Genomic DNA, 13,546 nt, shown 5'->3' on the forward strand with positions numbered 1-13,546 from the left:
TTACCAAATGTCACGTACCGCTACAATGAAAAGCTGTTTCCGAAAGAAAGCAAATAGAGCGCTGCGGCCCTATTTGCTGGTTGAGCTGCTATTTCTTCTTTTTCCGTTTCTGTTTCGGAGCATTCTGGAAGCCGCGTTTTTTCTTTTTCTTCTTCGGCTTAGTGAACCACTCCCCTTTTTCCTCAGACGGAGCTGGAGAAACAGGTGTATTGGTGCTTTGAACACGTTTTCTGGCAGGCTTTCCGCGTTTTCTGCTCCGGCTGCTGTCCAATTCTCTCGGACGCCGCGGAGTGCCCTTCATGCCGACAATTTCAAAGTCGATATTGCGCTCATCTTTATTGACATCGACAACCTTGACTGTGATTTCATCCCCGATGCGGAAGACGTTGCCTGTCCGCTCGCCAATCATTGCGAAATGCTGTTCGTCAAAGCGGTAGTAGTCATCTGTCATAAAGCTGACATGGACGAGTCCTTCAATTGTATTCGGCAGCTCGACGAACATTCCGAAGTTTGTCACAGAGCTGATCATGCCGTCAAACTCTTCACCGATTTTATCAAGCATGTATTCCGCTTTTTTCAGATCATCCGTCTCACGCTCGGCGTCAACTGCACGGCGCTCCATTGATGATGTATGTTCGGCGATATCCGGCAGGCGTTCAGCCCACTTTTCCTGAGTCGCTTCATCGACTTTGCCGTTGATCAAATACGTTCGGATCAGGCGGTGAACGATTAAGTCCGGATAACGGCGGATCGGCGATGTGAAATGCGTATAGAATTCCGTTGACAGACCGAAGTGCCCCAAGCTTTGCGGGTCGTATTTCGCCTGTTTCATCGAACGGAGCATAACAGTAGATATAACCGTTTCCTCTGGTCTGTCACGCACAGCTTCCAGAATGCTTTGCAACGCGCGCGGATGAATATTCCCCGCCGTTCCTTTCACCACATAGCCAAATGTCGTCACAAATTCTAAAAACTTTTGCAGCTTTTCAGCATTCGGCTCTTCGTGAATCCGGTATATAAACGGGACGTTCATCCAATGGAAATGCTCTGCCACTGTTTCGTTTGCTACAAGCATAAATTCTTCAATCAGCTTCTCGGCGACAGAGCGTTCTCTGATCACAACGTCTTTAACCGCTCCTTCGTCATCAACAAGCACCTTTGCTTCTTTGAAATCAAAGTCAACGGCGCCGCGGTCCATCCGCTTATCGCGAAGAATTTGAGCCAGGCGCTCCATGTCTTTGAACATCGGAACAAGAGGCTCGTATTTTTGCTTCAGCTCTTCATCATCGTCAACAAGAATTTTATTCACATCTGAATATGTCATTCTTTCCGTTGTTTTGATGACACTTTGGAAGATCTCGTGCTCTGTCACCTGTCCCTGACTGTTAATTGTCATTTCACAAGAAAGCGTCAGGCGGTCAACCTTTGGATTTAAGGAGCAGATGCCGTTTGACAATCTGTGCGGAATCATCGGGATGACACGGTCAACCAGATACACACTTGTCCCTCTTTCAAGCGCTTCTTTGTCAATCGGTGAGTTTTCGGTTACGTAATGGCTGACATCAGCTATGTGAACGCCAAGCTTATAGCTTCCATCATCAAGCTTCGTCACGGTAACTGCATCATCCAAATCCTTCGCATCCGCACCATCAATGGTGACAATCACCTGGTCACGGAGATCACGGCGGTCTTTCAGATCTTTTTCATCGATAGTGTCAGGCGTACTTGATGCCTGTTCCATCACTTCAGCTGGAAATTCACCCGGCAGGCCGTGCTTATGAATGACCGATAAAATATCAATGCCCGGGTCGTTTTTGTGGCCGAGAATGGTTTCAATCTCACCCTCAGCGTTCATGCGGCCTTCAGGATAGCTCGTCAGCTTGACAACAACCTTATGCCCTTCCGCAGCTCCGTTTTTCCCATTTTTCGGAATGAAGATGTCACTCGTGATTTTTTTGTCATCCGGAATGACAAAGCCGAAGTTTCTCGTTTCTGTATACGTGCCGACAACCCGCTGAATCGCTCTTTCTAAAATCCGTATGACGGTTCCTTCCTGCCTGGAGCCGCTTGACTGTGAATTCAGACGAACCATGACGATATCGCCGTTCATTGCCGTATTCAGCTCATTAGGCGGAATAAACACATCACTTAACGACGTATCCTCAGGCAGCAAAAAGGCGAATCCTTTCGCATGCGCTGAAATCTTTCCTTTTATTAAATTCATCTTCTCCGGAATGCCGTAACGGTCGCTTCTCGTCCGTACGATAAGGCCTTTTTCTTCCAAGGCGACTAACGCTTTGACGAGCTCTTTAAACTCCTCGGCTTCCGTAATATTTAACATCTCCTCAAGTTCCTGAACGGTCAGAGGTTTGTACGCCTCTTCCTTCATAAACGAGAGAAGCTTTTCCATAAATGCTTCTTTTTCCATTATCCGACCTCCTGTTGATTACCAATCGAGCTTCTCTAAAAATTCATACACATCCTGATGGACGAGGTCACGTTCTTTGTCGAGTGTAATGACATGCCCTGATTCCTCGTACCATTTCAGCTGTTTATCATCAGTTTCCACTTCGTTGTAAATAATATTGGCGCTTTCGGTATTAATCATGTGGTCATGACGGGCCTGCACCACAAATGTCGGTGAATAAATCATATCGACATTATTCCGCACATCAGCAATTAAGTCTTGCAGCGCCTTGAGGGTATTCATCGGCGTTTTTTCGAATTCCTTCATTTCCTCTTCAATTTGCTCCGGGCTTTTCCCCTCAAACTTTTTGTAATTGCGAGCGTATGAAAGAACGCCTTGATACATGACCTCTTCACTCTTAATATGCATCGGTGCGCACATTGGGACAATTCCCTTTATGGGTACAGTGTAACCCAATTTCAGCGAAAAAACCCCGCCAAGCGACAGTCCGCAGGCAGCAATGCTCTCATAGCCTTCAGATTTTAAGTATTCATAGCCATCCATTACGTTTTTCCACCAGTCTTCGGGCCCCGTATGTACAAGTTCTTCAGGCGGGACGCCATGTCCTTCATATTGAGGCGCGTGGCACGTATAGCCGCGTTCATTCAAATATCGTCCCAGCATCCTTACATCCGCTGTATTTCCTGTAAAGCCATGCAGCAAAAGCACCGCTTTGTCTCCGCCTTTAAATGTAAATGGTTTTGGTGTCACAACTTTCATGCTCATGTCTCCCTTTCTATCTGCACGATCATTTTAGTTTTCCACAGTTTAATCAGAAAAAAACGTTTTGAATATCATCCAGAAACGTGAAAAAGGCCTGACTTCACATCAGACCTTATACAAACATTGCCCTATAGGATATAAGCAAGCGCAATCGTTAACACGAAAAACAAGACTGCCAGCACTACCGTAATGCGGTGCAAAATTAAATCAAGACCTCTTGCTTTTTGTTTCCCGAAGAGCTGCTCCGCTCCGCCTGAAATCGCACCAGATAATCCGGCGCTTTTACTGGATTGAAGCAAAACGACAATAATAAGTGCAATGCTGACGATAACCAATAAGGTAATCAAAACTGCGTGCATCCCATACACCTCCAGACTCACTGGCTACATTACTTCTATTTTACATGAAAAGGGTTGGCATGTCACGCTGTATCAGACGCCAAAAGGCTGGATAAGACGTTTTATCTTGGTTACCCTATTCATATGAAAAGGTCAAAGGAGAAAAGCGATGCCGCTTATCAGCATAGACAGCAGGAAACATCTTTTTTATGAAGAATATGGACAGGGAATCCCTATCATTTTTATCCACCCGCCGGGCATGGGACGCAAGGTTTTTTATTATCAGCGCCTTCTATCCAAGCATTTCAGGGTGATTTTTCCCGATTTAAGCGGCCACGGTGATAGTGATCACATCGATCAGCCAGCGTCTATTTCCTATTACGCAAACGAGATCGCGCAATTCATGGACGCTTTGCACATTGATAAAGCTGTGTTATTCGGGTATTCTGCCGGAGGCTTAATCGCGCAGCATATCGGCTTTAACCGCCCGGACAAAGTGTCACACCTTATTCTGTCCGGCGCCTACCCAGCTGTTCATAACGTAATCGGCCAGAAGCTGCACAAACTGGGAATGTATCTGCTTGAAAAAAACCCCGGTTTGCTCATGAAAATCCTCGCTGGCAGCCACACAAAAGACAGACAGCTTCGCAGCATATTAACAGACCATATGAAAAAAGCAGACCAGGCCCATTGGCATCAGTATTATCTGGATTCGCTTGGCTACAACTGCATTGAACAGCTGCCCCGCCTAGACATGCCAATGCTGTTTATGTATGGCGGCCTGCGGGACTGGACCTTTACGAACGCAGGCTATTACCGAAGATCGTGCAGACATGCCGAATTTTTCAGATTGGAATATCAGGGACATCAATTGCCGACAAAACAATGGAAAACGTGCAATGAGCTGGTGACAGGGTTTGTGCTGACACATCATTCATAGGAATAGAAAACGCTTGGCTTCCTTGCGTTTTTTGTTACTTTATTGACTTTTGTCAATAAAGTCATAGTAAAAAAGATCCTCAAATTTCAAATTAAAATAGTGAAGCATTTTACCGATCACAAGCTGCCCCGGCCGTCTTTCTCCATTCAGCACGCGGCTCAGTGTGGCGGGTGAGACTCCGATTTCCAGCGCAAGCTGATTAAGGGAATAATCGTTATTAACCATATACTGCAAGACATAATCACGTCTAATCTGTATCTTTTCTACTGGCACTTTCCTCACCTTCCATTCCTGAAAAACTTTTTTCTATACTTTTACATTACGGCTTATGTTAACTTTTGTCAATACATTTCCAGTCTACCTATTCCCTTTAGTCAATAAACATACTAAAATATGAGTAACAGTGAGGGACGGGGTGAGATATATGGAAAGCTTTGGCGAACAATTACGGGCATTGCGTGAAGAGAGAAAGTTAACAGTCAACCAGCTGGCGACTTATTCAGGCGTAAGCGCGGCCGGCATCTCCAGAATCGAAAACGGAAAACGGGGCGTTCCCAAACCTGCCACCATCAAAAAACTGGCAGAGGCCTTAAAAATTCCTTATGAGGGGCTTATGTACAAGGCTGGTTACATCGAAGAAGTGCATGAAGCCAAGGCTCCTTATGAAACGAAGTGCAAGCTGCTCGAAAAAGCGGAGGCCTATGACCTGAAAAACCTTGCGCTTCTTGAGAACGAAAAATGGCAATATCTCAATAAAGAAGATTTGCTCATGCTGGATCATTATTTTTCGTTTATTTCAGACGAAGCCAAAAAACGGTCTGCTGATGACTGACTCTTGATAGAAATGTGAGGCGATAGACCATGTCACCGTTCGGACAGCAATTACGGGAGCTGCGCCGCGCCCGCAAACTGACAGTGAATCAGCTTGCGGTGTACTCAGGCATCAGCTCTGCCACCATTTCAAAAATTGAAAACGGCAAACGCGGGACGCCAAAACCCGCCACGATTAAAAAACTGGCAGCCGTCCTGAAAGTGCCGTACGAAAACCTAATGGCCGCCGCAGGCCATATTCAGGCCTTTCCTGAAGAAATCCGCGAAGCATCTGAAAGCTATCAATCCGTTTATGAAATTTACCAGACGGCTGTCACGCGCGGAGCGGAGCACCTCCCGATTTTCAACAGTCAAAAATGGGAACATCTCTCAAAGCAGGATATTGAAAATCTCAGCAAATACTTCGATTTTTTGTCTTCAGAAGCAAAAAAACGGGCCTCTTCCTCATAATCCCCTGTTTCTCTTTCTATATTTTATCAATCACGCTTGCATACCCTCCCTCGTTATTTGCGTTATAATAGTGACAGACGAGGTGAAAAGTATGAACCAATCAGAAATGTGTCCTAGATTTGAAAAAGCAGTCGACATCTTAAGTAAACGCTGGGTCGCTTTAATCGTATTTCAGCTCTTGAACGGGTCGCAGCGATTTAGCGAAATTGAAGCAGCACTTCCAAATCTAAGCGGCAGAGTTCTGTCAGAACGGCTGAAAGAACTTGAGCTTGAAGGAGTAGTGAAGCGGGATGTCATCCCTGAAACTCCGGTTCGCATCGAATATTCATTGACTGATAAAGGAAAGGCACTAGCACCCATTTTAGGTGAGATTTCTAAATGGGCGACTGAATGGATTGACCCTTCCTTTCTTGACTAATTGCTAAAACGGTTCTGATCTCATAGACGAGAAAAGAACCGTTTTTTATTTTTTTCCCAGGTGAAAAAACGATTTCTCAGCCGATATATAGTACATCCACACATTACGTTTTTAAAGGAGACCACTATATGCGACTGACGATTTCCCGCAAATTCAGCCTGGTATTTTTGACACTGATCCTGATCAATTTACTTGTAGGCGGAATAGGCGTTCTTAATATGCAGCATATCATTCAAAAAACAGATGAAATCAACACAAAATGGATTGACGGCATCAAAGGACTCACTTCAATTAATTATGTAACCGAGCACCTGTCTTCTAAAGAAAAGGACTTTCTGATTTATACAGACAAAAGCAAAATGGATACACTTGATCAAGAAATGAATCAAATCATGGAAGACATTAACCAAAAGCTCGATAACTACGAAAAAACGATCTCCACTGATAAAGAGCAGAAACTGTTCGAGCAGCTTCAAACTGAAGTGAATACCTATATGGATATTCATGCGCAAATTATCGAAAGCGGCCGCACGAATGACATGGACAAAGCAAGAGGTTTATTGGTTCAGACTGAGGCCAGCTTTGAGGATATGAAAAAAACAATCACTCAGCTTGTTGACTTAAATCAAGAAGGCAGCAACACAGCGGTAAAAGAAACGAAGGCCGTCTATCATAAAGGGCTCATTTACACTGCTTTGCTTGTGGCAGCATCGATCCTCATCAGCATTTTCATCTGGCTTTATATCACGCGAAACATTGTAAAGCCTATCATTCGCATGAAGGAATCTGCCAATCATATTGCCGAAGGCGATCTGTCGAACGATATGGAGCCGCTCAACTCAAAAGACGAGCTGGGTGATCTGAATGAAGCGCTGCAAAAAATGGTAGGGAATCTGAGAGATATTGTCGGATATTCTAAAGACATATCAAGCCGGGTTCTTTCTTCTTCACAGGTGCTTGCAACCGCAACGAATGAAACAAGATCCGGCAGCAAACATATTACCGAGACGATGAACGAAATGGCTGAGGGCTCTGAACAGCAGGCCCAAGACGCCGTGACGATTGCCGAATCGATGAATGAGTTCACTGAAAGCATTGATAAAGCCTATAATCACGGCATCACCATCAGCGATACGTCTCAAAACGTTCTCGAACTCGCGGTAAGCGGAAACGAAAATATGGCTACGTCATTACAGCAAATGAAAACCATCCATCATATTGTTGAAGAAGCCGTGCATAAAGTGAGATCACTGGAACAGCATTCTCAGGATATCAACAAGCTCGTTCAAGTCATCAACGGAATTGCCGAGCAAACGAATTTGCTGTCCCTTAACGCCGCGATTGAAGCTGCCCGCGCAGGAGAAAGCGGCAAAGGCTTCGCCGTTGTGGCAGAGGAGGTCAGAAATCTGGCTGACGGCGTTTCTGATTCCGTGCAGGATATTACCCGGATTGTAGGCGGGACACAGCAGGAGATCCACACTGTCATTACGTACTTGGAAAGCAGCTTTACAGAAGTAGAAAAAGGAACGGAAAACCTGACAGACACCGGACAGGCTATGCGGCATATCAAGCAATCCGTCACTCATGTTGCAGACAGCATTAAGGAAGTAACGGATGGCCTGAAACAGTTAACAAACCAATCGATTACTATCAATCAATCGATTGAAAATATCGCTTCTGTATCCGAAGAGTCGGCCGCCGGCATTGAAGAAACATTTTCAATAACCGAGCAATCCGCCCATTCGATGGATCAAGTGCTTCAAAATGCTGAAGAGCTTGAGCAGCTGGCGAAGGAGCTTAATGAGAAGATGGGGCAGTTTACGATTTAAAAATAACCCACGTCCAGATAGGGCGTGGGTTTAATGATTTCTATATAAGGGTATTTTCACTCGCACTTCTCCGCCACCCTCTATAGTGTTTCCAAGAGTAAGTTCTCCATTATGAAGATTCACAGCATTTTTTGCGAAGGTCAACCCCATTCCATAATGACCTTTAGACTGACGGGCCTTGTCATCCATGTAAAAAAGTTCTGTTGCTTTTTTTAGCCCGATTTCCGAAAATCCATTTCCCGTGTCTTTTACAAAAAAATAAAAAGTATAAGAATCGCATTCAGCATGCACCGAGACAGTCCCATCCTCCGGTGTATAATCAACTGCATTTGTTAAAATATTCAATAACGCCCTATGTAACAGTTGCCAGTCTATTTCCGCCTCTTTCTTGAGATTTTCTTTTTTAAATGAAATATTTATTTTTTTATTTCCTTTATAGGCGGATATATCTTTCTGTAGAGTTTCTGTCAGCTTATCTACAAAAGCTTTCTCCAAATGAATAGTTAAGGAATCCTCCGTTCTCGAGAGATGAATCAGCTGAGAAATATATTGTTCAATTTGATTTCCTGCTCCAAGAATATATTTTGTATATTCAGCTTGTTCTTCGTTTTGAATAGACAAGCTGAGTAATTCAGCATTTCCCTTAATAATGGTAATCGGGATCTTGATATCATGTGCTAAAGCACCAATTTGCTCTTTCTTATTTTTTTCTAATCGCCACTGAGCTTCGAGTGATGACCGAAGAGCATCTCTCATTTCAATTAAGGAATCAATTACATCATCAAATTCCTTAATATGTGTAAATTCGGGAGTAAACTGCAAATTTTGCTCTTTTATATATCGAGTAATTACGTTCAGTGTCTCAAAATGTTTTCTTAATCTATTAGCAAAGTAAGTTGTTATAATAGAAATGACTACAATGAGTAAGACTATCAAAATACAAATACTCGTTAATTCATAATTAGGAAGGTATTTTCTTAATAAAGGTGAGCTAAAATCTGCACGTAATGAATATTGCAAAATACAATACTCTTCATTTCTATCTATAACCAAATATCCTTTCTGTTTATAATTGACATACGGTTTTTTTTCAATCTTCTTTTTAACCAGTTGCAGATCTTTTTCTTTAATGGTTCCAGCTGTTTTTTGTTTTGTTTCTTTATCAAGGATGGCATATGACATTGTATCTGGAATCATATCAGCAGTGACTTTATCTGTATTTTCCAGCTTTGGCGCAAGTTTTTCTGCTTCCCGTTCATTATAATTCGCGGGATGTGAGAAACCCGTATTCATTGCGATTGTATTTATAAATAAATATAGCAGAGCCAGTACAACTAAACTTATACATAACGTGACCATATACTTTATCAGTTCTCTAAGAAGTGTTTTCTGGCCCTTAAAACCTATTCCCATTTGTACCCAACACCCCATACCGTTTTGATAGGGTCTGTATTATGCTCTTTACATTTTTTTCGAATCGTTCTGATAAATTCAGTAATTGTTGAATACAAAGCATTCCCCTCTAATCCATATATCTCCTCGTAAATTTGTTCTCTTGAAAAAGTTCTCCCTTTATGTTGAGCTAAAAATTCACAGATTTTATATTCATTTTTTGTTAGGTTAAGTTTGTGGTTATTGATAAATACTTCTTTACTATCAAAATGAAATAAAAAACCGGAGATGACTCTTTTCGATTGATGTTTATCTCTCCGTTCCCTTCTTAAGTGAGCATTAACTCTAGCACTAAGCTCTCTAACACCAAATGGCTTTGTAATATAATCATCTCCGCCGGTAATAAGACCTTTTACTATCGCTTCCTCTTCTGTTTTAGCCGTGAGGAATAAAATTGGACAATCAACCAAAGGACGTATCTGTTTACATAGCTCAAAACCATCAATATCTGGCATCATAACATCCAGCAAAATTAAATCATATCCTTGAAATACGTCAGGCGGCTGTCCTTTAACACGATCTAAAATGTCAACTTGATGCTGGTCACGGCGCAAAATATTTTGTATCAGTACAAGAATATCTTTTTCATCATCGACAGCAAGGATTTTGGCCATTTCCTGTCCCCCTCATACTATTCAAACGTTTTTCTGCCTTCCCATTTACTAAACCATATTAGACTGGCAACGATTATACATATTATACCAAAAATCATAACCAATACCCCTGAATTTATTTCATGCATTAATAAAGGATTATCCCCTTTTTCTTTAAAGTGGAGTACCCCATTTAAACCTGACAATCTAATACCCCAAGCCCAAGGGTTATATTTCCATATAGCATCTCCTAATCCAGTATTCATTAGAGCGGTCATAAGCAGGCCAGCTCCGCCTATCAGGACAGAAGCACCCATTCCAAACATACAGCTGATAAAAAAGTAAATACAATATAGGGCTACACTACCCGCAACTAGCCAGGCACCACCTGTTATAAAAATATCGTAAGACAAATCCGGCACATGTAAAATAAATTTTAATCCTATTATATAAATGAAAAGCGCTATACCAATAGAGCAAAGTTCCATGAAAAGCAGCATTAACATTTTGCTGGCATAAGCAATGACTTTTGGAGACGTACTCCCTAGTAACACTTGAAATTTCCCTGCCTGTTCTTCTAAGGATGCAGTCATTCCGCATAACACCCCTATAAGCAGCGGCAATGCAACTGCAATAGCTTCCATAAAAGACTTATACAAGTGAAATTGACTCTGATCTCTCTCATAAAAATACAGAATCAATACAGTTGAAAAAGCTATAGGAATAATTAAATGGAGCCACATAAAGGAGGTGTGTTTGCTTTTCTGGAAATCAGCTTTTAAACACCTCAAAAGTAATCTCACCTTATATCGCCCCCTGCTTTTTTGTTCTGTAATCGATTGAAGGGGCAAACGAACGGCTAGTCAAAAACGCTATTATTAAAAATAATAGAATAGAAATCAATATAGCAGGAGGGACGACCATCCAACTCAACAAAGGATCATTTTTTTCAAGCAACAGACCGTTAGGATGAATACCTATTGTGGGACACATCATTCGAATTGGCCAGCTCCAAGGAATAAACCACCAAAAGGAACGAGATGCCGGCATTATACCTAGAACAAGGGTTCCTATAAGATTTAACATTACCGCTATTGTAAGCCCCCACTTTTTTGCCACAAATAAACAAAGTGGAATTTGCCAAAGGCTTGTTACCCAAAGCAATAAACTTGCGGCAATTGCAGAAAGCGTAACAATAGCAAAATCAGCTATAACAAACCCCATTAGTAACATAAACACTAAAAATACAATTTGAGATAATAGCGAATAAATCATAATAATTACAATCTTAGAGTACCATAATCTTCCTAAATCAATAGGCAATGAATACGTACCATTATAATTAGAGGCCTTTTTTTCTTTTTGATGAGATAAAGAACAAAATAAAGCTATCATCACCGGCATAAATATAATAGACCACCAGTTAAAAGTACCGGGAACAAAAAATTGAATGTTCATCAAAAAAGAAAAACCTATATTAAGCAGCGGCACTAAGATAATCATTTTTCTAGAAAAGGTCCTTTTAAACTTCAGGTTTTCGGCCTTCATATAATTCATCATCTTTTTACACCCTCTTTTTCACGGCTTGCCTTTACAACTTCCATAAACAAATGCTCTAAATCATCAGTCTTGTTTATTTCCCCCTGGTACCCAAGATGACCGCCGATGATAATCCCAATATGATCTGCTATTTGCTCGACTTCTGAAAGTATATGACTAGATAAAATCACGGTTATTCCTTCCTGAGGAAAAGAGCGAATAAGATCTCTGAGCTCCTGAATGCCGATTGGATCTAGCCCATTCGTAGGCTCATCAAGAATTAATAATTTAGGGTGATTTAATAAAGCAATAGCAATTCCCAGCCGCTGCCTCATCCCCATCGAAAACTGCCCTGCTCTTTTCTTTCCAGCATGCTGCATATCTACTGTCTTTAGCACGCTGTTTATGCGATCCTCAGATAGGCCCAGCAACGTTGCATGTACTTTTACATTTTCAAATGCTGTTAAATTATCGTAAAGGGGTGGAGCTTCTATTAAAGATCCGATATTTTGCAAATCAGAACGTTTCCATTTATGTCCGTCGAAGAAAACCTCACCAGAAGTTTTCCGTAAAATTCCTGTTAAAATTTTAAGTGTCGTCGATTTTCCAGCTCCATTTGGTCCAAGCAGACCGTAAATGCTGTTTTTTTGAACAGTTAATGAAACATCTGAAACAGCTGTTTCTTTGCCAAACTTTTTTGTAAGACTTTTGGTTTCTAATAGGACTGTACTCATGTCACACTCTCCCTTATCCCTTTTCATTCTTAATCAAAACCGCTCGATAATACTCGCGATTAAACTCCACAATGATTTCATCTTTGGCATCAGTATCCTCGTTCGCACTGTAAACCTTCCCATAGCGTAGAGGTTTTTTCTCTCTGGTTTCATCCGGATCATTAGAGATATACGGTTCTTTCAGTTCTTCTTCAGACCATCTCTTTCCCTCACTATCTACAAAGAAGGTTTGACCTATTGCCCCTATTACTTTTCCTTTTTTGTCTTCATCAACTTTATCTTTCATCTGATAAAGTTTTTCGTTATAGACCACTTGATCGAGCTTTCCCTTATCAATCAAGCTCTCCATTGTTTCAGATGTTTCGTTGTTATCCTCAGTAAAATGCACTGTTTTTTTTGTTTCTTCAACAGTTTTATCTTTAAACTTCGTTAATGCTTGACAAGCAGATAACATAAATAAAACAATAAAACAGCCTGAAATGTTTACACATCTTTTCAAAAACACGTACATCACCTCAATCTTATGAATTTTCCCCAATAGATGTTAAAGATAAAATGAATTCTTCCTCTGCGCGGTATCTATGTGGGATGTTGATCATTCTAGAATACTTTTATCAAAATTTAATCAAAATACTTTTTCTAACTGGAAACTTAAAGCATTTGGGCTTCTGGCAACACGATCAACTTGTCTAAATAAAAAAGCGTGATCAGGTCACACTGTTTACTCCAGATAGATCTATCTCATATTGATCTACCCATTAAAATATGAATTTCTGAGGAATTTCCTTAACTTGTCTGTACATGATAAAAAGACTGACTTGGGTATGTATTAGAGTGTTGTTTAAATCGACTTATCCATCATCCCCCTTGTTACTTTTTTCCACATGAAAAACGGGTGTGAAATTTAAACTCATTCACACCCGTTACTTTTTACATCATTTTTAGGCCCTAACTCTATGAAAATAGTATGTATAACGCTCAGGAATGCAAGGAGTCAGAGCAAAGTGATTCAATGGTTTTACTTATTTAGAGATTTTGCAGTTACAAGTTATTGTTTGAAGGAAGCAAGTTTGCAATACACCAGTTACACACCCAGGTGTACAAAGTGATTCACTTTTCCATTGAGGAGTGATTTTAGAGTCTTGTTTAGAGACTTTTACTACATCCAAATCGAAATCATCGAACTTTGACATATTGGTCACCTCCTTTCAATACCTATATAGTAACAGACA

The 13,546-nt window shown here is 41.2% G+C and carries 16 protein-coding genes; 5 read left to right on the forward strand and 11 right to left on the reverse strand.

What is annotated here, in order from left to right:
• Positions 1-88: 88 nt before the first annotated feature.
• From rnr to secG, 3 genes are all read right to left on the reverse strand, one after another.
• Positions 89-2,428, reverse strand: coding sequence for a ribonuclease R (gene rnr, locus NYE20_RS18350; protein WP_161621246.1), 2,340 nt, complete (start codon positions 2,426-2,428; stop codon positions 89-91).
• Between the two features lie 18 nt (positions 2,429-2,446).
• A complete protein-coding gene (locus tag NYE20_RS18355; protein ID WP_003242610.1) occupies positions 2,447-3,187 on the reverse strand; it encodes a carboxylesterase in 741 nt (246 codons plus the stop codon).
• Positions 3,188-3,318: 131 nt separating this feature from the next.
• A complete protein-coding gene (secG, locus tag NYE20_RS18360) occupies positions 3,319-3,549 on the reverse strand; it encodes a preprotein translocase subunit SecG (RefSeq protein WP_003220028.1) in 231 nt (76 codons plus the stop codon).
• A gap of 148 nt (positions 3,550-3,697) precedes the next feature.
• Here secG and NYE20_RS18365 point away from each other — a divergent pair, with 148 nt between their 5' ends.
• Positions 3,698-4,468, forward strand: a complete 771-nt coding sequence (locus NYE20_RS18365) for an alpha/beta hydrolase (RefSeq protein WP_049139742.1) — start codon at positions 3,698-3,700, stop codon at positions 4,466-4,468.
• Between the two features lie 39 nt (positions 4,469-4,507).
• Here NYE20_RS18365 and NYE20_RS18370 read toward each other — a convergent pair whose 3' ends face one another.
• Complete coding sequence (locus NYE20_RS18370) at positions 4,508-4,741, reverse strand: helix-turn-helix transcriptional regulator (protein ID WP_003220031.1); 234 nt, start codon at positions 4,739-4,741, stop codon at positions 4,508-4,510.
• A 151-nt stretch (positions 4,742-4,892) separates the two neighbouring features.
• Between NYE20_RS18370 and rghR the strand changes: the two genes are divergently transcribed.
• The 4 genes from rghR to NYE20_RS18390 all read left to right on the forward strand — a co-directional run bounded on the left by rghR (position 4,893) and on the right by NYE20_RS18390 (position 7,996).
• Complete coding sequence (gene rghR / locus NYE20_RS18375; protein ID WP_014665397.1) at positions 4,893-5,300, forward strand: transcriptional repressor RghR; 408 nt, start codon at positions 4,893-4,895, stop codon at positions 5,298-5,300.
• A 29-nt stretch (positions 5,301-5,329) separates the two neighbouring features.
• Positions 5,330-5,749 (forward strand): helix-turn-helix transcriptional regulator, encoded by a 420-nt coding sequence (locus NYE20_RS18380; protein ID WP_014480905.1) that lies wholly within the window; start codon positions 5,330-5,332, stop codon positions 5,747-5,749.
• Positions 5,750-5,840: 91 nt separating this feature from the next.
• Positions 5,841-6,167, forward strand: coding sequence for a catDE operon transcriptional regulator CatR (catR, locus tag NYE20_RS18385; protein WP_003242888.1), 327 nt, complete (start codon positions 5,841-5,843; stop codon positions 6,165-6,167).
• Between the two features lie 128 nt (positions 6,168-6,295).
• Complete coding sequence (locus NYE20_RS18390; protein ID WP_339183706.1) at positions 6,296-7,996, forward strand: methyl-accepting chemotaxis protein; 1,701 nt, start codon at positions 6,296-6,298, stop codon at positions 7,994-7,996.
• A gap of 30 nt (positions 7,997-8,026) precedes the next feature.
• Here NYE20_RS18390 and NYE20_RS18395 read toward each other — a convergent pair whose 3' ends face one another.
• The 7 genes from NYE20_RS18395 to NYE20_RS18425 all read right to left on the reverse strand — a co-directional run bounded on the left by NYE20_RS18395 (position 8,027) and on the right by NYE20_RS18425 (position 13,507).
• Entirely contained in the window at positions 8,027-9,409 is a 1,383-nt protein-coding gene (locus NYE20_RS18395) for a HAMP domain-containing histidine kinase (RefSeq protein WP_161621243.1), read from the reverse strand.
• On the reverse strand, positions 9,400-10,062 hold the full coding sequence (locus NYE20_RS18400; RefSeq protein ID WP_032726858.1) for a response regulator transcription factor: 663 nt from the start codon (positions 10,060-10,062) through the stop codon (positions 9,400-9,402). The genes NYE20_RS18395 and NYE20_RS18400 overlap by 10 nt, the downstream gene beginning before the upstream one ends.
• A 17-nt stretch (positions 10,063-10,079) precedes the next feature.
• Positions 10,080-10,844, reverse strand: coding sequence for a lantibiotic immunity ABC transporter MutG family permease subunit (locus tag NYE20_RS18405; RefSeq protein WP_038829371.1), 765 nt, complete (start codon positions 10,842-10,844; stop codon positions 10,080-10,082).
• Between the two features lies 1 nt (position 10,845).
• Positions 10,846-11,601, reverse strand: coding sequence for a lantibiotic immunity ABC transporter MutE/EpiE family permease subunit (locus tag NYE20_RS18410; protein WP_041850531.1), 756 nt, complete (start codon positions 11,599-11,601; stop codon positions 10,846-10,848).
• The gene (locus NYE20_RS18415; protein WP_038829373.1) at positions 11,598-12,314 is read right to left on the reverse strand and encodes a lantibiotic protection ABC transporter ATP-binding protein; all 717 of its coding nucleotides are present in this window, start codon (positions 12,312-12,314) and stop codon (positions 11,598-11,600) included. Before NYE20_RS18415 ends, NYE20_RS18410 begins: the two co-directional genes overlap by 4 nt.
• A gap of 13 nt (positions 12,315-12,327) precedes the next feature.
• Positions 12,328-12,819: a NisI/SpaI family lantibiotic immunity lipoprotein gene (locus tag NYE20_RS18420; RefSeq protein WP_032727099.1), complete on the reverse strand. Its 492-nt coding sequence runs from the start codon at positions 12,817-12,819 to the stop codon at positions 12,328-12,330.
• A 517-nt stretch (positions 12,820-13,336) separates the two neighbouring features.
• Positions 13,337-13,507 carry a gallidermin/nisin family lantibiotic gene (locus tag NYE20_RS18425; protein WP_032726862.1) on the reverse strand — a complete coding sequence of 57 codons (171 nt, stop codon included), beginning with the start codon at positions 13,505-13,507 and terminating at the stop codon, positions 13,337-13,339.
• Positions 13,508-13,546 lie beyond the last annotated feature (39 nt).

The sequence above is a fragment of the Bacillus sp. FSL R5-0416 genome (genome assembly GCF_037975425.1).
GTDB lineage: Bacteria > Bacillota > Bacilli > Bacillales > Bacillaceae > Bacillus > Bacillus subtilis.

Excerpts from the sequence above, each read along its gene's own strand:
- rnr (WP_161621246.1), bottom strand. The coding sequence starts at position 2,428 with ATGGAAAAAGAAGCATTTATGGAAAAGCTTCTCTCGTTTATGAAGGAA.
- NYE20_RS18355 (WP_003242610.1), bottom strand. The coding sequence starts at position 3,187 with ATGAAAGTTGTGACACCAAAACCATTTACATTTAAAGGCGGAGACAAA.
- secG (WP_003220028.1), bottom strand. The coding sequence starts at position 3,549 with ATGCACGCAGTTTTGATTACCTTATTGGTTATCGTCAGCATTGCACTT.
- NYE20_RS18365 (WP_049139742.1), top strand. The coding sequence starts at position 3,698 with ATGCCGCTTATCAGCATAGACAGCAGGAAACATCTTTTTTATGAAGAA.
- rghR (WP_014665397.1), top strand. The coding sequence starts at position 4,893 with ATGGAAAGCTTTGGCGAACAATTACGGGCATTGCGTGAAGAGAGAAAG.
- NYE20_RS18380 (WP_014480905.1), top strand. The coding sequence starts at position 5,330 with ATGTCACCGTTCGGACAGCAATTACGGGAGCTGCGCCGCGCCCGCAAA.
- catR (WP_003242888.1), top strand. The coding sequence starts at position 5,841 with ATGAACCAATCAGAAATGTGTCCTAGATTTGAAAAAGCAGTCGACATC.
- NYE20_RS18390 (WP_339183706.1), top strand. The coding sequence starts at position 6,296 with ATGCGACTGACGATTTCCCGCAAATTCAGCCTGGTATTTTTGACACTG.
- NYE20_RS18395 (WP_161621243.1), bottom strand. The coding sequence starts at position 9,409 with ATGGGAATAGGTTTTAAGGGCCAGAAAACACTTCTTAGAGAACTGATA.
- NYE20_RS18400 (WP_032726858.1), bottom strand. The coding sequence starts at position 10,062 with ATGGCCAAAATCCTTGCTGTCGATGATGAAAAAGATATTCTTGTACTG.
- NYE20_RS18410 (WP_041850531.1), bottom strand. The coding sequence starts at position 11,601 with ATGATGAATTATATGAAGGCCGAAAACCTGAAGTTTAAAAGGACCTTT.
- NYE20_RS18415 (WP_038829373.1), bottom strand. The coding sequence starts at position 12,314 with ATGAGTACAGTCCTATTAGAAACCAAAAGTCTTACAAAAAAGTTTGGC.
- NYE20_RS18425 (WP_032726862.1), bottom strand. The coding sequence starts at position 13,507 with ATGTCAAAGTTCGATGATTTCGATTTGGATGTAGTAAAAGTCTCTAAA.